Origin of the sequence: Sinorhizobium prairiense, from assembly GCF_029201645.2 — a bacterium.
Taxonomy (GTDB): domain Bacteria; phylum Pseudomonadota; class Alphaproteobacteria; order Rhizobiales; family Rhizobiaceae; genus Sinorhizobium; species Sinorhizobium meliloti_A.
In genome coordinates this window covers 26,845-47,651 of the sequence record NZ_CP104130.1, presented here as the reverse complement: position 1 = coordinate 47,651, position 20,807 = coordinate 26,845, and the positions used below count along the sequence as shown (strand labels likewise).

The following is a 20,807-nucleotide window of genomic DNA, read 5'->3' as shown; positions in this document are numbered from 1 at the left end:
CCTATGAGCGCACGCAAAACCTCCTGTCTTTGTTCTCTACCTCGTCTTGTTCTAAAGCATTTGACCAGGTGTGATAAATTGATTGTTTAGATGGCACCAATCCACATATTCGATATGAGGCCCGGCGTACGCTCCACGCTCCCACACGCGCGTACCGACCTGTCGCCCACGCGCGTCGAGGACTCACTTGTCATCGTCCTACCTGTTGGACGGTCGATCTCGGACTGGCCGCCGGCAAGATAATCGACCGGAACGGACCAGAGCTATGACCCACCTCGGTTGCTTGTCCGAAGCGCCGACGCTCATTGGCGAGCTCATGCGGTCTCGCCCGCAGTCCAACGCCGACGGCCGGCAGGACCGACCGCGCATAATGCCCGCGTCGGCGATCTACCGGCCGTCCATTTGACTTCTGGCAATGACCTTCCCCCAATGGAGCAGTCGATGAAGGGCTCGGCTGGCATACATCCAGCCCGGTCATAAACAGACATGCGGTTCAAGGGCCTTGATCTAAACCTCCTCGTCGCGCTCAGCGCTCTGAAGACCGGGCGTAACTCACCGGCCGCGGCACGCAGCATCAATCTCAGCCAGCCGGCCATGCGCGCGGCCCCCCGTACGCCCCTATTTCCAAGACGAGCTGTTGCTCTGAAATCGCAGCGATGCAAATTCGACCGGCGGAATCATGTTCAGTCTAAGCCGTCGCTTTAACGCGAGATCGGCAAAAGATTTTTTGTCGGCTGCCAGCACTATCGACACGCGCCGCGATCGCAGTGCACGCGCACATCTCTCGTCAGGTCCTTGTCCATTGAACCCGCAGGAACGATAAAGGCAGCAATACTGAACCTGGAGAATGCATGATGAAAAATAGCGCCGGTGATGCCGTTCTTCGATATCGTGGTTCAACGTTCGATAGCATGATCGAAAGCCTCGGAGGGGTTTTCGGCACATTCGACGCCGAGCTCGTCGGCCGGGCTCAAGACTTCCATTGGGGGATCGATCTTTCTGCCTCGGAGAACGCAGTATTGATTACTGGTTACCATCAGACAGGTTTTCAGTTCCGCGCTCAGGGGTGTTCCGATGCAACAGAGCACCTATCGATCGTAGTGCCGCGCAGAGGTGGCATGGGGGTTACGTACGGTTCGCGCATGGCCGGGGCCGAACCAGGGAAATTGCTTCTTTACAGGAGTTTCGAGCCTGACGGCGTCTCAATGCACGGGCAATCCAATCTGATAGACGAGTTGGTGCTTAATTGGTCGCTGATCCAACGGACCATTGGCGAAACTTTCGATGTGCCGTTTAATGGCTCGCTCGACCTGTTGCCCGAAGTCGATCTGTCAATGCCAGTTGGAAGGACAATCGGCAATGTCACGGAAGCGATAATCGAGGGAGTACGCGATAATGGCCCTCTCAGTCAGTCTCCCGTAGCGATGGCACATATTACGCAGGCACTTGCCGACCTAGTAATAAGGATGGTGCCTCATCGGTTGTCGCATCTACTGAACAAGAAGCCTTGCATGATTGCGCCCGGACATGTGCGCCGCGCGATCGAGTTCATGCTCGCCAATATCAACAAGCCGATTACAATGCCAATGGTGGCGGATGCAGCGGGTGTTTCCACCAGAGCACTCGAAGCTGGCTTTCGTGCTTTCAAGGATACAACGCCTGCAGCCTATCTACAGATGCTTCGATTACGGGCAGCACGGGAGGACCTGCTCGATCCAGAGAACCATATGCTCTTGAAGGAAATCTGCCTGAAATGGGGGTTTTTTCAGTTCGGGAGGTTCTCCGCAGTTTATAGGGCACACTATGGAGAAAATCCGTCCGCAACAAGGAGGCGCGTTTGCGGATCATATTCTCGTAGGTCTCCGTGACAACGCGAGGCGCTCACCGGCAAAAATGATTGAGCGGTCTGCGCGATCGAAAGACAGCCATTCCCGTACATAAGCCTCTGCGCCGCCGGATGATTGCCGGTGGTGCCGCTGACTTTCTCCTCGCCAGCATCCGTCACGTTCGGACGCTTCAGTAGTCGGCAATTTGTTCGCCGCTTCACGGATGAACTTCGCAAGCGACCCGAGCGGAAGTCGCTCCTCGTTGTTTGACCGCCCCCTAATCGGTGTCGTCGACTGCCAGAAGCTCTCGGCCGAACACGCATCGGATGACGGAAAGGGCGACCGTTCAACCGCTGAAAATCGGCGCGACGCGAGGCTGGATCGTTCACCTTGCCAGAACAACCGCGTGTCCGCAATCCGACACCGCAATATTCGGATTCGCCTTCAATATGCGATTAGCGCATGAAAGTTTTCGTACCCGGTCTCGTGCTGTGAAAGTGCCAATTTATTTCACTAATGACGAATGCGGCATACATCCACGCTATAGATAAAGAGACATGCGGTTCAAAGGCCTTGATCTAAATCTCCTCGTCGCGCTCGACGCGCTCATGACCGAGCGTAACGTCACGGCGGCGGCACGCAGCATCAACCTCAGTCAGCCGGCGATGAGTGCGGCCGTCGCCCGGTTGCGCACCTATTTCCGCGACGAGCTGTTTACGATGAGTGGCCGCGAATTTATCCCTACGCCGCGTGCGGAAGGGCTCGCCTCGGCGGTGCGCGAGGCTTTGCTGCACGTTCAGCTCACCATCATTTCCGGGAAGCCGTTCAATCCGGCTCAATCAGATCGTCGCTTCAGGATCATCGTTTCCGATTACGTGACGCTCGTATTCTTTGAAAGGATTGTGGAGCGTGCGACGCGTGAAGCTCCCTCCGTCAGCTTCGAATTTCGGCCTCCCACCGACGACAATGAGGACCTTCTCCGGCGCGGTGAGGTCGATCTTCTAATTCTGCCAGAAATCTTCATGTCGAACGCACATCCTCGAACGAAATTGTTCGACGATGTGCACGTGTGTGTAGGCTGTCGCTCGAACAAGCGGCTGTTACAGCCACTTACATTCGAGAGATACCTGTCGATGGGGCACGTTGCGGTCCAATTCGGGGACACCCTGAGGCTAGGAATCGAGGAACGGTATTTGCTGGAGCACGGTCGCAAGAGGCGGATCGATGTCGTCGTAAACGGCTACAGTATGATTCCGCCCATGCTGTCGGACACCGAGCGGATAGGGACCATGCCCTTACGGCTGGCGCAACATTTGGCAAAAACAATACCGCTGCAGATGGTCGAGCTTCCGCTGCCACAACACCTTCCGTTCACCGAGGCCGTTCAATGGCCCGCGCTTCACAATAGTGATCCGGCAAGCCTGTGGATGCGCCAAATGCTGGCCGAGGAGGCGTCCCGGATGGTTTCGCCGCTTGCCGTGTCCTAGCCCCTCATCGACCGGACCAGTGCGAGTATTGACCGGCTCATCTCCGATCCGCGGCTTCATCCGGGACAGGGAAAAAAGGCGGCATGGCACGCTTTGGTAGCAAAGCGCGTCTATGCTGCCCCTGGCGAGCACGACAAGCTTCTCCGCTCCCCACGCAGCTGCGGCGATCGCCGCAATCATGAAGGGCCGTCTATCGGGACCTCCGCGTGAAGCTTGAACGCCGGCGGGCTCGCGGGGCGAACCAGCGCTCAGGCTCCCACGATTGCGACGCCACTCCGGAGCAGCCGCCGTCTCGCAGGGCCGGGAGTCGCTTTTGAAACGATTGAGCAGCAGCAGCCTGCAGCCCGGATGTCGAGTCCGCGACACGGGAGTGTTCGGCCAGTTGCTGATTGCTCCCGCTGTAGCCCGTGAATCCATCCGGGAAGAACGTCATGTGCAGTTGGCACAACTTTTGACTCTGCTGTCAGGAGGTGGAACGAAGAACGAAGGGCAACATCCGCGATGATGGAATTCCGGGTCCCCGAATGACGGAGTGCTTTACGGTTATGGGTGTTCTGACATGATTGGTATCGATTTTCGCCCGGCGCTGAATGCCCCCGATAATGACCCTTATCTCTGGCTTGAAGACATCGATGGCGAAGACGCCCTTGCCTGGGTGGCGGAGCAATCGGCGAGAACACTGGCACGCCTCGGCGGACCGCAGTTCGAACGCGACCGCGACACGCTCGCAGCGATTTTCGACCGCCCTGACAAGATCCCCCTGATCACCCGCCGCGGTCGGTACATCTATAATTTTTGGCGAGCTGCTGCAAACCCGAGAGGCGTGTGGCGTAGAACGAAGCTCGCCTCCTATATGACGACAGAGCCGGATTGGGAGATCGTTCTCGACTTGGATGCCTTAGCGGCAAGCGATGGAGAAGACTGGGTCTGGGACGGCGCCGCGGTCGAGCCGGAGAGACGCGAAAGAGCCGTCCTGCGCCTGTCGCGCGGCGGCAGCGACGCAGTCGTGCTTCGCGAATTCGATCTCGGCTCGCGGAGCCTCGTCGTTGACGGTTTCAATCTTCCGGAGGCAAAAGGGGACATCGGCTGGCTCGATCCTAATACGCTTCTACTTACCAGTGCGCTCGGGGATGGCATGGCCACTCGCTCCGGTTATGCGCGCACGGTGCGGTTGTGGAAGCGCGGCTCGGATCCACTCGCCGCCCCGGTCATCTTCGAGGCGGGCCCCGAATCCGTCGGTGCGTTCGTGGAGCTGGGCCGGACCGCCGAGAGCGGGCGTGTTTGGTTCACCGATCAAACGGCCTATCTCGATTCGATTTGCTGGATCGGCGACAGGAACGGTCCGAAAACGCAACTCGATCTTCCTCGGGACGCACAAGGGACCGTCTTCGGCGACTGGCTGGCGGTAAAGCCGCGCAGCCCCTGGACGATCGGCGGTAAGACGTATGCCGCCGATGTGCTGATCGGCATCTCACTATCTGCCTTCATCGCCGGCGAAGGCAATTGCCATCTTCTTCGAACCGGGTGACAGGTGCTTTCTGCAATCCTTCTTCTGGAATGACGGGAAGCTCGTTGTCTCTTATCTCGACAACCTCGTCGCGGGTTTTGAAGTGTTCACCCCCGGCCGACAGGAATGGACGCGCTGCGTTCTAAGCACAGTACCCACCGAGGGAACTGTTCACGTTTGGTCGCTCGATGCGGCAACTCACGAGAGCAATGGAGAGGTCCTCGTTTCGGCCGAAGATCCGATAAACCCGCCGCAGCTTCTCCTGCTTGATCTGAACGCTGCGCCGAGTCTCGGCGCCCCGGTGATCCTGAAAAGCACGCCGGAGAATTTCGACGCATCCGGTGTGATAGTCACGCGCCACGAAGCGGTCTCGACGGACGGTGCGATGATCCCCTATACCCAGGTCGGGCCGGCGAAAGAAAACGGAGATGCACCGGTTCACCTCACCGCCTATGGCGGCTTCGGCAGTTCCAATCTGCCCTGCTACAACTCCGCAATCGGTAAGCTGTGGCTGGAACGCGGCGGCACGAGCGTGGTGGCGAACATCCGCGGCGGCGAGTTCGGCACGCGTTGGCACGAGGCGGGGCGAAGGGAGGGAAAGCGTCTAACCCACGACGATTTCGCCGCCGTAGCCGCCGACCTCGTGCGCAGGGGCGTCACGCGGCCGGGGCGGATAGGCGCGGAAGGCGGCTCAAATGGCGGCCTCCTCATCGCCAACATGCTTACCCGATATCCCGAGCGTTTCGGCGCACTGTTATGCACAGTTCCCCTCATCGACATGCGCCGCTACACGAAGCTATTCGCAGGCGCAAGTTGGATTGACGAATACGGCGATCCCGACAAGCCGGAGGATTGGGCCTTCCTCAGAGAAATCTCTGCCTATCACGCCGCCGAGCCAGGGCGATCCTACCCCCGATCCTACTCGCCACAACGAAGCGGGACGACCGCGTCCACCCGGGGCACGCGCGTAAGATGGCTGCAAAGCTGCAAGCACTCGGCTATTCGGCCCACTTCTACGAACACGATGCTGGCGGTCATGGTTTCGGCATAGACAATCGTGAACGGGCCGCCTTCTTCGCCCGCGGCTACTATTTCCTTCGCGACGCTATCGATTTTGCCGCCTCTCCGTGAAGGCTGGCAATCACTGCTTTGGGCGGCGTAGGCGGAAACGGAGACCCGCACGTCATTTCAGAGGAGTGATGGCTTTCGGTCAGTGGGGACTTTTGGCGAAAACCGTGGGGATGCGTGATGAAGGCAATCGTTATTCGCAATGCTGCCATCGTGGATGGCACTGGGGATCGTGCTGCGGATCGGGTTGATGTTCTGCTGGCGGATGGATTCGTTGCTGAAGTCGGAGAGCGCGTAAAGGCCCCGGCGGGCGCCCGCATATTTGACGCGGCGGGGCGCTTCGTCATGCCGGGGCTGATTGATTGCCACGTGCATGTGGTTGCCGCGAAAGGAAACCTTGCCGCGAACGCTGAGCTGCCCAACTCGCTCGTCGCGCTCTATGCCGCGAACACCATGCGCGGAATGCTGAGCAGGGGCTTTACGACGGTCCGCGACATGGGCGGCGCCGATCGAGGTCTGGTGGACGCTGTCGAGCACGGGCTTATCGAGGGACCGCGCCTCGTCATATGCGGCAAGGCACTGTCTCAGACGGGCGGCCACACCGATTTTCGCGATCGGCACAATCGGCGCACTGCAGATTTTTACGTTGACCAACTCGGAGCGCTTGGCCGTATTTGCGACGGCGAATCGGAAGTGCGACGGGCGGCCAGGGAGGAGCTGAAGGCGGGGGCCCGCTTCCTCAAGGTCATGGGCAGCGGCGGTGTTTCATCGCCGACAGACCCTATCGATGGGATGGCGTTCAGCCTTCCCGAACTGCAGGCGGTGGTCCAGGAAGCGGCGCACCAGCACACTTATGTTGCCGCTCACCTATACACGGATGAAGCGATTTGCAGGGCGCTTGAGGCCGGGGTACGGTCGATCGAGCACGGAAACCTGATTACTCCGGCGACCGCCAAGCGCATCCGCAAATTGGGCGCCGTAGTGGTTCCTACGAACATCACATATGCCGCGTTGGCACGCGAGGGCGCCGAACATGGGATGCCTGCGCCGTCGCTCGAAAAAAATCGATTTCATCCTGTCTGCGGGTCTCACGGCATTGGAGACCTTGCGGGAGGCTAGAGTAACAATGGGCTACGGCTCGGACCTACTCGGCGGAATGCACGAGTATCAGGCGCAAGAGTTTGAACTACGCGGCCGTGTCCTATCGGCACACGAAGTGATCCGCTCCGCCACGTTGGACGCCGCCCGGGTCCTCCAGCTGGAGGGCAGGGTTGGGGCCATCGCACCGGGGGCTTTCGGGGACGTAATCGTGATCGACGGCAATCCCCTAAAGGACCTGTCGATCCTTGCCGACACCAAGCGCATTCGCACAATAATCAAAGGCGGTCGTGTTGTAAAAGACCGCTAACCACCGGTTGCCTAAAAAACCTAAGCTTGCGGCTGTGAGACCTTTATCAGGTGGTGGGTAGTGGCGAATGCCGCGGCTTTTCCGCGGTGACTGTATGTTGCGGCGCGCGGGATGAATATCTCCACAGGCAGATTATGTGCCATATAATCCGCTTCGCCACTGGCTGGAAAGCAAGCACTGCAGCCGTTGGATAAAGTTGTCAGGTATCTGACACGCTGATGTTCGCCAAGGTCCAGCCGCGCTTCCTTCCAGCGGCTGAGTACGTCGCAAAACGATCGCTGCTTTTCTGCTCCGTTGGCACAAATTTTGAACGTCACTCATCAGCGGCGGAGGAAGCTGCCGTCCTGCGTAGTGGAGAAGGCGAAAGCAACATGTCAGGTCTGCGTGAGATCGCAATTTTTATTCTGATCGCTGTAACTATCGTAATCGCCGTCTCGGCGCATGCTCTAGCGACGGCGTCTGATCCGCAGCCTGCTGATCTGATCTATAGGACGTTTCCCATCCTCCCCTTTTCCGAGGTGAAGGAACTCGACGAACGTGCGAAGCCGCGCGTCATGAAGCGACAAAGGAGCCTGCTTGAGGAGCGATACGACCTTTCTGATCATCCCATGAAAGGTGTGATGATGTCAGGTCGCCGGAAAGCGGTTCAGGCCGACGTTCGCGTTAAACTCCCGAAGGGGGTAACCTGGGACGTCTTGAACGCGAAAAGCCCGGACGAGATCAGAGAGCAGGGGCTACTACCGTTCGGCTTTATGCCGCTGCCACATGTAAAGCAGGCAACTGGCGGCCAGGTTTTTCCCGCGGTGCAGATCAATGAAATCGGCCGCCAAGAAGGCAGGGATCTCAGGCGTTTCGATGTGGACTTCGACCTCCCCGATCATCTGACGCCGGAGTTCCCGCCGCCGATCTTCCTGACCTCGCATCCGGAACTCGGTGACGTGTCGCGCGGCGAGCTTCTGACGATCAGGAACTTCAATGAGATTATGAGCGGGATCATCACACCGGTGCAGATGGAGGGGCTTCGCCTTCTCCTAACCCCCTTTCCGCAAGAAGAGTTCAACGAGACCGAGGACCGTAAAGCTGCAGAGGAGAGCCTGGGCGTCGCCTGCCTAGATTGCCATTCCAACTTCCATACGAATGCCGCCTTCCACCTGACCCCCGATGTCCGGCCACAAGCACAGCGGTTTCGTCTCGACACTACCAGTCTGCGCGGCCTGTTCAATCAGCAGATTCACGGCTCGAAGCGGTCGCTGCGGTCGATCGAAGACTTTACTGAGTTCGAGCAGCGCACAGCCTACTTCAACGGCGACCATGTGAGCGCCGCGAGAAAGGGCGTGAACCTGCTCAATCGCTCGAGCCAGGTCTCGATGATGGCGCAGATGCAGAATATGATAGACTTCCCGCCCGCGCCCAAGCTCGACGCGTCGGGACGGCTCGATCCGAGCCAGGCGAGCGAGCAGGAGCTGGAAGGCGAACGGGTGTTTATGGGCGAGGGCCGCTGCGCCCTCTGCCACGTCCCGCAGACGGCCTTTATGGACAACAACATGCACGACCTGAAGCTCGAGCGCTTCTATAAGATCGGCCAGAGGGCCAACGATCTCGTGATGTCACCAGATGGTCCGATCAAGACCTTCACACTGCGTGGCATCAAGGACTCTCCACCTTACTTGCACGATGGTCGGCTGATGACACTCGCCGACACGGTCGAGTTCTTCAATTTGGTTCTAGGGACAAAGCTTACGCAGCAAGAAAAGGACGCATTGGTTACCTATTTGCTTGCCCTGTAACGCGAACAGCAGGAATGCTGGCTGCGGAGAAAGCCAGATTTATGGTGGCCCGGTGCAAGCAACCTAGGATTGAGTTACCGTCGCCTAGGCATCCGACCTATGGAGGAAGGTTGCATAGGGCTCAAACGCTATAGGCCTTAGAGCAAGACCCGCTATAGCGGTATGGGACGCAGACACGGTACCAGCACATCAAAGCTGTCCATCCCGAGAGCTTGTCGCGTGCCCAAGCGAGGAGGACTATGCTTGGCGACGCGGGACGAGGGCCAGACTGCGGCAACGGCGAGCTGGTCCGATGTCGGTTGGCGCTTCAAAGCTTCGACCTGTGCGTCCAGCGGCCGATACTTGGATTGGTTTCTCCATTGGCCTGCAAAGGCCAGCTAACTCTTGTAGGTGGAGATCGCGGCCGCGGTGGTTTCCACGCCTTCGAAAAAGAACGCCCGACGTTTTAATTGTCCGACCCAGGCATGGGGCTGCCAGTTCTCGGGTCCGCCACATAGGAGAATCATAACTGGTCTGGGCGCACGCGCTTCTGGGGAGCGGATGATTGTTTTGAGGCAGCGACGGTCGGTCCAGCTTGGGTCGCCGCTCTGGGCGTTCGGATGCGTGTGCCAGTCGCCTATGTATGTGTCGATACGGCCTGACGCATGATAATGACGGTCGATCTCCGATTGCTCCCATTCGCGGTCTGGGGAAAAGCTGTTGCGTGTGCGGGTCGCTTCCGACCCGCCGTCAATCATCTTCGTGATCACTGCGACATTCGTGTCCGACCAGTATCCCATAAAGGTCCCGCCTGTTTCGAGGTCGTGCCAAAGGATCGCGTCTTTCAGCATCGCTTCGACGACGGACTCAGGTATCCAGATCAGCTTCGGCATCCGCAGTCCGGATGTCGGTCCAGTGGATCGATCCGCCAATTGGGCGGCACACGACGTTTTCCGTTATGCAGATTCACAGTGCGGACTTCGGATACCGTCCACTCATCCGGGCTGGACACCACATCGACTGCCATCCGGACGGTCTCCAAGGACAGTTCTTTCAGGTCGAACGAAGCTCCGGTGAAGGTGAGTTCGGAGCAACCAGGTGGCTGAACGAGAGTTGATTCGTCATTCATGCCGTTCGGATAGGGGATGTGCCCCGACTTTCCTTCCGGGGTCTCGTTGGCGTGCGCCCTGCACACAGGACAACCGGATTCCGGATGATGGAAAACGACCGCCCCGCCGTGCAGGTTGGGTGAGGCGAAAACGGAGATGAGCGGGAGACCACGCTCCCTGCAGATGTCGCCAAGAAGGTAGGTCACGCCCGGTGCGGCACTGGCGTCCACAACGAGATCGACGCTGTCCAACAACTCGTTCAGCCGATCTGTGTCTCCGGGAGTGTGCGGATCGCAGGTTGGTAATCCAATGCGGTGCGGGACGGCCAGAACGGAGGTCCATGGATATTCCCGTTCGATGAACCGCTTCAAGGTGTCCGTCTTCTTCGTTCCCCAGCTGCTGGCTCCAAGTTCCCAACGGATCGCGTTGCCCGGCTCGACGACATCGTCGTCCATCAAATGGAGCGAGGTGCAGCCGTTTCTAGCTAGTTCGACGGCAGCGGGTGATCCCAGGGCCCCGAGCCCGACAACCGCAATGCGTTTGCCTCTCAGACTCGCGACCGATGGAACTCGATAGCCGATGTCTATCTCGCCGTCCCGTAGAACAGGCACGATGGACGCGACCGTGTCTCTACGACGCGGTCCCCTTCGACTCGGGCCTGAAATGCGCTCCTGTACCGCCATTGCGCACACCCAAGCATCTCCATGCTCGTTGTGTTGAAGTTCGGTCTTGCTGACCGTGAATGAGAGCCGGATGTCTGCTCCGTCGCATGTCACATATGTTTTCCCGTACGCGACTTTGGCCACTTCAGCAGAACCTGTTGGTAGGGAAAGTTGGTCGTCGCGCCGCCAAGGGAAGCTAGCGCGAATGGCAGTCGAAGAAATGGCGGCAGGAAGAGGCGCAACGCGCTTCGCCAAAAGACTACCGTCACCGGCGTGGACGGCTGAGATAGCAGCCCTGATGGTTCGGCCGTTTTTTTTCCTGCTTATGGTTACGAGGACATCGACGGTCCCTTTGTCATAGCCCGAGAGTTTCCAGCCGGAGTCAACAAGGATGAAACTCCCGCTCGTTTGACCGAGGCTGTTCCACCAGTACTCGATCGGCTCTCCTTGTGGATCCTCCGCCCCTGTGCCGTTCAGGACATGCGCGAGGTTTTCGTCGAGGATATCCGCCAATGACATGTTGGCCTGCCAATAGCGGGTATCGCGCCCCAGCAGACAAAGGGCTCCTTCGGGTCCACAGTGCCGCTCCGGGTATTCGGATGGGTCGCACGTCAGAAAAACATGTGGGCGCAGGCGCGGAAAGGTATCTGGATAAATTGCCTTCAGCCCAATTGTTCTTCCGTCGTACAATGGCCATGAAAACTCGATTTCAAGGATACCGGCAGCCGCCGCCTCTTCATCTATGAGGAGGCTCTTTCCAGCAACAGAATGAAGCTTGTCAAGTTCCGCTAGTCTCCTGCGCCCTGCCAGTGTGCCGGCAAAAGCAGCCGGTGGCTGAAAGTCGGTGTATGGCTTCATGTTCAACCAACGTGCTTCGGAGGTACTTTCGGCGGAACGCTTGGACCAGGGTGATGCGGTGGGCTAGGCGGGTGACCGGGATGACCGGGATGTTCGGGATCACCGGGCTTGTGTCCCGGATTGTCAGGCTTGCCTGCCATTTAATGCTCCTTCTTGCTGCGGCTAGTGATAAGTTTTGCGTGATGCTGGCGACTAGGACCTTGAGCTGAGTGAAGTACGGGACTGTGTTGCGGCCCTTTTCGCTGATGTCTGATATTGACGGTCACGGCTAGTCCTCAATTGAATTGCTAACAGTCGGGGACCTTGACGGCCAGCCTCACTATGGAGCGACTATACGACTGCGCCCAAGTCAGATTCAGCGTTCATAGGGTCGAAGCCGCAGGATATCGGCAATTCTTCAGCTGATCCGCAGGCTTGCTGCAAGTAGGTGCGTCGGTTCCGAAAAGGTGAGGCGATCCAGTCGCCGGAATGGACCAAGGCGTTCGAACCGCTTTCCGCGACTTGGCGCAGCCCGGTCGGAGGAGGAGCTCCTGTTCCGGTCGCTTTCACGGCGACATGACACCGCGTCCGGCGCGCTGTCGGAGGCGATGATGCGTCTTCAACCTTGGCACGGCGCCGTTGACGAACTCGGCATGATGGCGTGCCCTTCGGCCGCGACGCGTGAAACTGGAAGACGTTGTTCAAGAGCTACGAAGAGGACTTGAGGTCCGCGTGCGCGGATCTCGAGCGGCTTGAGCCCGAGGCACGGCGGTTGGACGCCAAGACAGAGGCGCTGCGTAGTCAGGCCGCCGGGATCGACGAGGCTACCGGGGAGGCAAGTCGCACATCCCGTGACAGGGCGTGGATGGAACATTGTCATAGAATGGGCGCCGCTTCGGTCGACCTCCTCGAGACGATGCGGGCCGACGATCGTGTGCTCACTCAACGCCTGCTGCATTTTGCGGAGCTGGGAAAGCTCAACCAGCTTCTGCTGCACGCGCAACAGTGGGATCGGACACCCGACCTTGCAGGCAGGCGTCGGGAACGCGCATCTTTGACCTGGAGCAGGAGCTGGTCGAAAGCAGCGGCGCGAGCGACATCGCGGGTATCGAGCAGTTGCTCGGCGCAGCGAGAAGACGTAACTCGAAGACGAGCTTGACAGGCTCACGCCCATCCTAGGGACCAGGACTTCAGATGCAGCGAAGTGTTCAGAGACCGTTTCAGGGCGCAGGACGCGCTGGGCGCCATTCGTGGCGACGCGAAGGTGGCGGAGATCGAGGAGCAGCGGCGAACGACGCTTTTGGAGATAGAAGACAGCGCCCGACGATACATTGAGCTGCCGCGCAGGCGCCGCGGCCGCCGAGCGCGGTCAGGGTTCGTCATCGCAGCGGCATGATGGCTCGGGCGTCAACGGCCTTCAGAACGGTTAGCCGCGGAGCCTATCAAGGCGTCGCCGCCCAGTCTGGCGAGGATAGAGACGTCCTGATCGGGGTGACGGCGCCAGGTGGTTCGAAAGCTGCAGACGAACTGTCCAAGGTCGCTCGCTTCCAATTGTATCTGGGGCCTCCGTGTGGCTGGATATCATGAATTCGTCGAAAACAGAGTGTCGTCGGTGCGCTTCATCGCCGACGACATCAGGACACGTTCGACGACTTCCGGGCGGAGGAATCCTTCAGGCTGTTTGCGGATATGGCACGTGTCACGGACTGGCATCTACCTGACTCATCACCGGCACCTTACAGGCCCTTGCGCGGAAGGTCTGCCCCGGCATCAGGCTCTACGATCTCGACGAGGTCGGGAGCGACGAGGCTCGAGGTCGTCGCTCCGAATAGATGACGCTGACCTTCATACTCGACGTTGCAGCTTCGCGATCGCGTGAGAAACCTACTCTGGCAAACGACACCACTTCGACGCTCGCGCTCTTGATCGACGACAACGCCTCACCGAAGATTATTGCCGGCGTCCGCGCTGAAATCCCCAACTACGGTAGGGCTCGCGTCAAGCGTGTGGCGATTGGTCCAAACCCAATCTCGACGGCTGGAAGGAATGCCTGCTGGAGCACTCGCTCCAGCAGGTTCAGCAGTTCTCCTATACCTCGGGCAAGAACGCGACCGACGGCGCGATGATCATCGACGCCATGGACCTGCTCTATACAGGCCGCTTCTCCGGCTGTCGCGTTGTCTCGAGCGACGATGATTTCGCGAGACTCCTCACCCGCCTTCGCCCAAACCGAAGGGGCGGCGGATCTTCCAATTCCAGTGTCTAAATACCGACTATTGCGCAGGCCAGTTACCCTGCGGCAGGATACACATCCCCATGGAGGCACCAATCTTCCATATTTCCAACAACCCATGACGAAGACCTCGTGCGTTAGTTCAGCAGCTGGTACCCCCTTGCGCTAAGACGATGTGCCGGGACACAAACCAAGTGCTCGATCCGTACTAACCTGTGCTGCAGGGGGCCTCACCTCACACGTAATCGAATCCTGCATCAATGCGTGCAAATCGCAGCGTTCCGGCTCTTTCCCGAGTTAAACGCAGTTTATCGTTGTCCCTATGAACGTAACGTGGCTCGACTAAACCATTTTACTGGTTTGGCGGTTAAGCGGACAGGGTGGCGCGACCCAGGCCGAATCCAGAGATCGTCTTGGGCCGAGATTCTATTGGGCAAGGGGGAAGAATGTCAAAAAGACAGCAGGCGGCAGCAGCCTCGAAGCGTAAGGCTAAGCCGAAATCGCAAAAATTGCGGAGACGACGCTTACCAAAGGACTTCAGGCCGAAATCGCCTGGCGACACGATATTTGAGTTAGCCTTCATCAAGACGCACGCGAAGACTTTGAATCTATTCTTCGAGAAGGTGATCACGGGGAGAACAATATACCGCAGGCTCTGCAAGGTCCTGCGGACCAACTACATCAACCCGGACGCGTCACCGAGCGAGTACATCAGGTCGGACGAAGATTCAGGATCAAAAGCTCTCCGTGCCTTTACCCAAGTCCTGAACAACAGCGCTGAATTCCAACCTGACGGACTGCATCTTTTGCCAGGCGATTTTGCTGATGTCGAAAATATGGGGCAGCTCGGCGGTGTTATCGTCGGCTGGTACCGGAAAAATGGCTGGCAGGTTTCGGTAGGATGATCCACATGACGTTTCCTCGCTATTTTTCTATCGCCTTGGTCGCGGCGGTCCAACCCGTGGCCGCCGCGACCATGGATGAGCTGGTCACGAGGTACCATGTTGATCCAAAAAACATTCCGCCTGAAAAGGCGTTCGTCATCGATGAACATAACGACAAACCCCTCTTGAAGCAGATCGACACAGACAACGACCTCGTCGTCTCGAAGACGGAGTTCGACGCCTGGGCGACGAAAAAATACGGCGAAGTTGTCAAACTTGCCGAGGAAGCGAGGAGCGTCGGAACTCCCACTAGTGCCGAAGGCATTTTTCGAGCGAGCACCCGTAAAGAACAGCGCTTGGCGGGAATACCAGTCGAGGCACTGTTGACGGAGGAGAAACCAAAGCGGATCAGTGCCTGCGAGGATAGGCAGCAGTGGTTCATTCGGCGTGACCGCCTCGACAATTGGATGTTTGATTTTGTTCCTGTCGCGAAAGCCCAAGGTGCGTCCATCAGCTATACAAGTGACCAGAAAGCCGGCGAAAACACACTGTCGATTGATGGCGCTATTGGTGTTGCGCTTTGGCGGGACCCATGCCTTTCTCCCCGGAGGGAGCAGAACCCGGTACACCGTATTTCTCTGCTGTCGCTGTTGTTCCGTGGCTTTCAGCGAATGGAACACGGTCGACCGGCGACAAAGAGTCGAGCGATCTCCGGCTTGGAGTCGAGTTCCAATCGGAGCTGGCGGACATCGCGCCATTGAATCTCAGTTATTTTTCACTTTCACCGTACTACCAAACTGACTTCCGCGGCAAAGCTAATGCGTTCGGCGTGAACGCAATTTGGTCGCCATATTGGTTGGAGGGAAGGCTGGGCGGAAATTATGTTTCCGATCGAGATCCGCTCGACTGGTATTGGCAGTTCTCAGCCGAAGCTGACTATCTAAACGTACAGGATACCGGCAGGACCGAGCTCGGCGACGATGACTACGCTTGGCTTGGCTTCACCGCGAAAATCAATCTTTTCCCGTTCTCAGAATCGTCAAACGAGGTCCTGGCCGACAGAGTTGTCATAACAGGGACCATGAAACACTATTGGGACGCGCTGTCCGGTGATCACATATCGGACTACCTCGCCGAAATCGCCTACAATCTCGACCCCACCGGATCTACCTCGATATCAATCGGGTATGAGAATGGTACGCGCAAGGAGACCCTGGATTACGTCGATCAAGTTGAGCTGAAGCTCAACTACAAGTACTAGGTACCCAACTCTGACTTTGCCGTTAATGGCGCCCAACCTCGCTTCAGCCCGGATATTCCAACCGTCGAATTCTGGACGAGGTGGTCAAGCGGAACACCCATGGACATAGAGACTATCGCAAAAGTGGCGCAACGGTGTTTTGCCAGCATCCCGACGGTCGTGCTGGGCAGCGGCGCGTCGATGCCGCATGGCCTGCCCGGCATGAAGGCCCTGAGCCAGTACCTGAACTCGTCGGTGCATCCCAAGGGCTCCACAGAGGAGGAGAAGTGGTCGGCGGTCTCCCAGGCACTGGACCGCGGAGAGCACCTCGAAGCGGCGTTGGAAGGTCTGAATCTGCCAGCCAGCCTGCTTCACAAGATCGTCGGATCGACCTGGAACTGCGTCAACGAGAAGGACGCCGAGCTCTACCGGAGACTCTATGCGGATCCATTCGCATATCCCTTGGGCGAGCTGCTGGCGAAGCTGTTTCATAGCAGCGCCAACTCCGTCGACGTCGTCACGACGAACTACGACCGGGTAGTCGAGTACGCCTGCAACTCCGCGGGCCTGCTGTTTCAGACGGGATTCGCGCCCGGCTATCTCCAGAAGTGGGACGCGGGGAACAAGATCACCTTTCGAAGCGGCCACAAGGAGGCGCGTATCGTAAAGATCTGGAAGGTGCACGGCTCCCTGGACTGGTTCCAGACGGCCGACGAGCGCGTCATTGGGCTCCCGGTATTCACCCTCCCGGATAGCGGGGTCACTCCACTGATCGTGACCCCGGGACTCAACAAGTACGAGAAGACTTCGGAAGATCCGTTCCGGACGACGATCAACGGCGCCGACACCGCTCTCAAGCGCGCCGCGGCTTTCCTCTGCATTGGGTTCGGCTTCCGCGACAAGCACATTCATCCGAAGATCATCGAGCGATGCCGGGAAAGAATGTTCCGATCGTGGTGCTGGCGCAGGAGCTGACCGACGAGGCGAAAAGCTTCCTGCGGTCGAAGGCCGGCAGCAATTATCTCGGCATCGAACAGGCCGACGAGGGCAGCCGAGTCTTTACAGCGGAATTCCCGGAGGGAGTGGCCGTGGCGTCACCCGTCCTCTGGTCGATGAACGGATTCAACAAGCTGATTTTCTAGGGGGACTGAAATTGGGAATCTTAAAGTTCGACGATGCCGAAGCACTCGGGTCCGTCGTTTCGGTTGACACGAGCGCCGTCATCGTCCGTGTCGAAGATCTTGACCGGCTCAAGCGCCTGCAGGTGAACCGCCTCGTTGTGCTGCAAAGCAGCCGGGCGGGGCAACATCTCATCGGAATCGTCGTGAAGATTACGCGAAAGCCCGACCAGCGAGCGGCCGACACCGAGATCGAACCGGGCGTGGAAAGCGAGCCGGACGAAAACAACCTGGTGAGGATCACCCTTATCGGGACGCTGATCGACAAGGTTGGCCTCGCGTCGAACGTCTTTCGACGCACCCTGGAGACCGTTCCGGAGATCGAGGCGAACTGCTTCTCGCTCGAAGGGGACCGTCTCACGAGATTCATGCAGGTCGTGTCGAACGTCGAAATGGACGGGCCTAAGCTGTCGTTGGGAACGTTCACGCTGGACGACGAGGCCGTCGCATACCTGAACGGCAACAAGCTGTTCCAAAGGCACGCGGTCGTTGTTGGCAGCACCGGCTCGGGGAAGTCCTGGACGACGGCGCGGCTGCTGGATCAGATCGCTGCGCTGCCGCAGGCAAACGCAGTGCTCTTCGACATCCATGGCGAGTACGCGCCACTCGAAGGCGAGGCATTCCAGCACTTCCGGATTGCCGGGCCGGGTGACCTCGAAAAGGAGCGGGCTCTCGACGACGGCGTGCTGCACCTTCCGTACTGGCTGCTTGGATACGAGGCCTTGGTCTCGATGTTCGTCGATCGCAGCGACCAAAATGCGCCCAACCAATCCATGGTGATTACGCGCACGATCACCGAGGCAAAGAAGGCAATGCTCAACCATGACGAGCACAGGGAGCTTCTCGACAACTTCACGATCGACAGTCCGGTCCCGTTCAACCTGGACTCCGTGCTCAAGACCCTAGAGGAGCTCGACGGCGAGATGGTCACCGGAAGCTCCGGCCGGGAGAAGCAGGGTGACTTCCATGGCAAGCTCAGCCGTCTGATCGCCCGCCTCGAAGCCAAGCGCAGCGACCGTCGGCTGGCTTTCTTGTTTCAGCCTCCGAGTGAATGCATGCAGATGGACTGGCTGGCGAAGATGGTGCACCGTCTGGTGGCCGGCCGGGGTGCTCAGCATGCCAAAGGCGGCGTCAAGATCATCGACTTCTCCGAAGTCCCTTCCGACGTGCTGCCGCTCATGGTGAGTCTGCTGGCGCAGATCATCTTCACGACGAGCCTGTGGACTGAATCCTTGATGCGCCACCCGATCGCCATACTGTGCGACGAAGCGCATCTCTACATTCCCGAACGGACGCAGGCGGACAGCGGAGGCGCGGTCGCGGTGGAGATCTTCGAACGTATTGCCAAGGAGGGGCGAAAGTACGGGATCGGACTGATGGTTATCAGTCAGAGGCCCTCGGAGGTCAACCGGACGGTGCTCAGCCAATGCAACAACGTAATCGCCATGCGTCTTACGAACGGGGACGATCAGAGCGTGATCAAGCGATTGCTCCCCGATTCGCTCGGAAGCTTTGGGGAACTGCTGCCGGTCCTCGACGTGGGTGAGGCGCTCGTGGTCGGCGACGCCAGCCTACTGCCGACCCGCATCCGGATTTCAGAGCCGTCCAAGAAGCCCGACAGCCACACGGTGGCGTTTTGGGATCGATGGTGCGAGACCGAGCCGAAATCCGACACGGCCAACGCCGTCAGGGCCTGGCGCCGCCAGAGCATGTCATAGCTGCGGCGAAGGGTCGAAACAAGAGACTACGTTCGCGCCGTCGACGACGCGGGCATTTAGCGCGGTTGAGGCGCTCGAATTGTGGAAATCCGGGCCGCCGATCCAAGAGACGAAGCAGAACGACCTTCACCGTTCCGCTGCAGTTTTAACGAGGCTCCAAAAAAGCTTAGGTGTAGGCCGTGAACTCACAAAAGCGGTTATCTTCGTTGTAGTAGCCGCGGGGTACTAAAACAGCGCTCAGAGCGCGCGGCGGTCAGGTCGTTCGCGGATAGCTCGTAGGACCCAATTACTACATCCCTCATTCAATTGTCGATTTGAATGGGGCGCTGCACCAGGTCACGCCCGTCGACGGTGGCCGTATAATACTTGCGAATTCGTGGCCCAAAGCGACGTGCTGGAATGCGGTCTGGAATAGCGTACCGGCCGTGGTGTAGACCTGCAAAAGCAGCCGCCCGGCTACTGTACCGACCACTTTGAGAAGATGTCGAGGGGCGATCAAACCCCGTGTTGAACTTGAAGCAACCAGCAATGGCTTTGAACAAACGCTGCACTGACGGGCCGCAAGTCTCGCACTTTTGGCACATGCCAATCCAACGCAACCCATTCCGCCTATTACGTCCGGTGTCGTCACTTGGGCCCGCAAGTCCAAAAAGCGTAACCGAAATGTCCTGATGCGCCGCAACGCTGTCGCCGTCCGGCAAGTTGAACATCCGGCGGTCTCAAGCATTGCGCTGACAGCTCTGTCGGCTTTGTCGAAACCGCGACACAGGCTTGTTGCGCGAACTGGTCCGTTTTGTCCGGCCTAAATAGCTGAAACAAAACAAAAAGCGCTTCCTTGGGCTCGATCAGCCAAATTGGCACGAGTTTTGAACCCTTCATTGCGAGGCGGCGCCAGCTGCCGACCCGCCATTGCGCGATCGATGGAACGAAAGAAGGAAGGCAACATGTCAGATTTGCGTCAAATCGCATTCTACGGCAAGGGGGGCATCGGCAAATCCACCACCTCCCAAAATACGCTCGCGGCCCTCGTCGATCTGGGGCAGAAGATTCTCATCGTGGGCTGCGACCCCAAAGCCGACTCCACCCGCCTTATCTTGAACTCGAAAGCGCAGGACACTGTTCTGCATCTCGCGGCAGAGGAAGGTTCGGTGGAAGACCTCGAACTCGAGGACGTGCTCAAGGTCGGCTACAAAGGCATCAAATGCGTGGAGTCCGGTGGGCCGGAACCGGGTGTCGGTTGCGCGGGCCGCGGCGTCATCACCTCCATCAACTTTCTTGAGGAGAACGGCGCCTACGACGACGTCGACTACGTCTCCTACGACGTGCTTGGCGACGTGGTGTGTGGCGGCTTCGCGATGCCGATCCGCGAGAACAAGGCGCAAGAAATCTATATCGTCATGTCCGGTGAAATGATGGCGCTATATGCTGCCAACAACATCGCCAAGGGTATCCTGAAATATGCCCATTCTGGCGGCGTGCGGCTCGGCGGACTGATCTGCAACGAGCGTCAAACCGACCGGGAGCTCGACCTCTCCGAGGCGCTGGCTGCCAAGCTCAACTCCAAGCTCATTCACTTCGTGCCGCGCGACAACATCGTCCAGCACGCCGAACTCCGGAAGATGACGGTGATCCAGTATGCTCCGGATTCCAAGCAGGCCGGGGAATATCGCTCGCTGGCCGAGAAGATCCATGCGAATTCCGGCCAGGGCACGGTCCCGACACCGATTACCATGGAGGAGCTCGAGGACATGCTGCTCGACTTCGGCATCATGAAGACCGACGAGCAGATGCTTGCCGAGCTTCAGGCCAAGGAAGGCACGCTGGCGGTTGCCCAATAACCTCCCCGCCGCCGGCAGGGGCGCGCCGGCATCCACCCCGGCGCGC

Annotated in this window: 13 protein-coding genes and 5 pseudogenes; 15 read left to right on the top strand and 3 right to left on the bottom strand. The window is 58.7% G+C overall.

Annotation, left to right across the window (positions count from 1 at the left end):
- Positions 1–126: 126 nt before the first annotated feature.
- The 7 genes and pseudogenes from N0Q91_RS00230 to N0Q91_RS00200 all read left to right on the top strand — a co-directional run.
- A pseudogene (locus tag N0Q91_RS00230) lies at positions 127–269 on the top strand (acyltransferase); the annotation flags it as partial.
- A 217-nt stretch (positions 270–486) separates the two neighbouring features.
- A pseudogene (locus N0Q91_RS00225) lies at positions 487–612 on the top strand (LysR family transcriptional regulator); the annotation flags it as partial.
- 239 nt (positions 613–851) lie between these two features.
- A complete protein-coding gene (locus N0Q91_RS00220; protein WP_275596234.1) occupies positions 852–1,868 on the top strand; it encodes a helix-turn-helix transcriptional regulator in 1,017 nt (338 codons plus the stop codon).
- 515 nt (positions 1,869–2,383) lie between these two features.
- Entirely contained in the window at positions 2,384–3,313 is a 930-nt protein-coding gene (locus N0Q91_RS00215; protein ID WP_275596233.1) for a LysR family transcriptional regulator, read from the top strand.
- A 559-nt stretch (positions 3,314–3,872) separates the two neighbouring features.
- Positions 3,873–5,951 (top strand): annotated as a pseudogene (locus tag N0Q91_RS00210) (prolyl oligopeptidase family serine peptidase).
- A 117-nt stretch (positions 5,952–6,068) separates the two neighbouring features.
- Positions 6,069–7,296: pseudogene (locus N0Q91_RS00205) on the top strand (metal-dependent hydrolase family protein).
- A 371-nt stretch (positions 7,297–7,667) separates the two neighbouring features.
- Positions 7,668–9,083: a cytochrome B6 gene (locus N0Q91_RS00200; RefSeq protein WP_275596380.1), complete on the top strand. Its 1,416-nt coding sequence runs from the start codon at positions 7,668–7,670 to the stop codon at positions 9,081–9,083.
- A gap of 377 nt (positions 9,084–9,460) precedes the next feature.
- Here the strand turns inward: N0Q91_RS00200 and N0Q91_RS00195 are convergent, their stop codons facing one another.
- Together N0Q91_RS00195 and N0Q91_RS00190 are read right to left on the bottom strand one after the other, a co-directional pair.
- Entirely contained in the window at positions 9,461–9,955 is a 495-nt protein-coding gene (locus N0Q91_RS00195; RefSeq protein WP_275596232.1) for a Mov34/MPN/PAD-1 family protein, read from the bottom strand.
- On the bottom strand, positions 9,943–11,691 hold the full coding sequence (locus N0Q91_RS00190; RefSeq protein ID WP_275596379.1) for a ThiF family adenylyltransferase: 1,749 nt from the start codon (positions 11,689–11,691) through the stop codon (positions 9,943–9,945). The genes N0Q91_RS00195 and N0Q91_RS00190 overlap by 13 nt, the downstream gene beginning before the upstream one ends.
- A gap of 1,868 nt (positions 11,692–13,559) precedes the next feature.
- Between N0Q91_RS00190 and N0Q91_RS00185 the strand changes: the two are divergent.
- The 6 genes and pseudogenes from N0Q91_RS00185 to N0Q91_RS00160 form a co-directional block, all read left to right on the top strand.
- A pseudogene (locus N0Q91_RS00185) lies at positions 13,560–13,894 on the top strand (NYN domain-containing protein); the annotation flags it as partial.
- 455 nt (positions 13,895–14,349) lie between these two features.
- Positions 14,350–14,808: a hypothetical protein gene (locus N0Q91_RS00180; RefSeq protein WP_275596231.1), complete on the top strand. Its 459-nt coding sequence runs from the start codon at positions 14,350–14,352 to the stop codon at positions 14,806–14,808.
- A 5-nt stretch (positions 14,809–14,813) separates the two neighbouring features.
- Positions 14,814–15,548, top strand: a complete 735-nt coding sequence (locus tag N0Q91_RS00175) for a hypothetical protein (RefSeq protein ID WP_275596230.1) — start codon at positions 14,814–14,816, stop codon at positions 15,546–15,548.
- On the top strand, positions 15,545–16,048 hold the full coding sequence (locus N0Q91_RS00170; protein ID WP_275596229.1) for a hypothetical protein: 504 nt from the start codon (positions 15,545–15,547) through the stop codon (positions 16,046–16,048). Before N0Q91_RS00175 ends, N0Q91_RS00170 begins: the two co-directional genes overlap by 4 nt.
- A gap of 99 nt (positions 16,049–16,147) precedes the next feature.
- On the top strand, positions 16,148–17,002 hold the full coding sequence (locus N0Q91_RS00165; RefSeq protein WP_275596228.1) for an SIR2 family protein: 855 nt from the start codon (positions 16,148–16,150) through the stop codon (positions 17,000–17,002).
- Entirely contained in the window at positions 16,981–17,169 is a 189-nt protein-coding gene (locus tag N0Q91_RS00160) for a hypothetical protein (RefSeq protein WP_275596227.1), read from the top strand. Before N0Q91_RS00165 ends, N0Q91_RS00160 begins: the two co-directional genes overlap by 22 nt.
- A gap of 20 nt (positions 17,170–17,189) precedes the next feature.
- On the opposite strand, the gene N0Q91_RS00155 is transcribed toward N0Q91_RS00160, so the two are convergent.
- Positions 17,190–17,336 (bottom strand): hypothetical protein, encoded by a 147-nt coding sequence (locus tag N0Q91_RS00155; protein WP_275596226.1) that lies wholly within the window; start codon positions 17,334–17,336, stop codon positions 17,190–17,192.
- Positions 17,337–17,408: 72 nt separating this feature from the next.
- Here N0Q91_RS00155 and N0Q91_RS00150 point away from each other — a divergent pair, with 72 nt between their 5' ends.
- Positions 17,409–18,923, top strand: a complete 1,515-nt coding sequence (locus N0Q91_RS00150; RefSeq protein ID WP_275596225.1) for an ATP-binding protein — start codon at positions 17,409–17,411, stop codon at positions 18,921–18,923.
- 944 nt (positions 18,924–19,867) lie between these two features.
- Positions 19,868–20,761 (top strand): nitrogenase iron protein, encoded by an 894-nt coding sequence (gene nifH / locus N0Q91_RS00145; RefSeq protein WP_275596224.1) that lies wholly within the window; start codon positions 19,868–19,870, stop codon positions 20,759–20,761.
- Positions 20,762–20,807 lie beyond the last annotated feature (46 nt).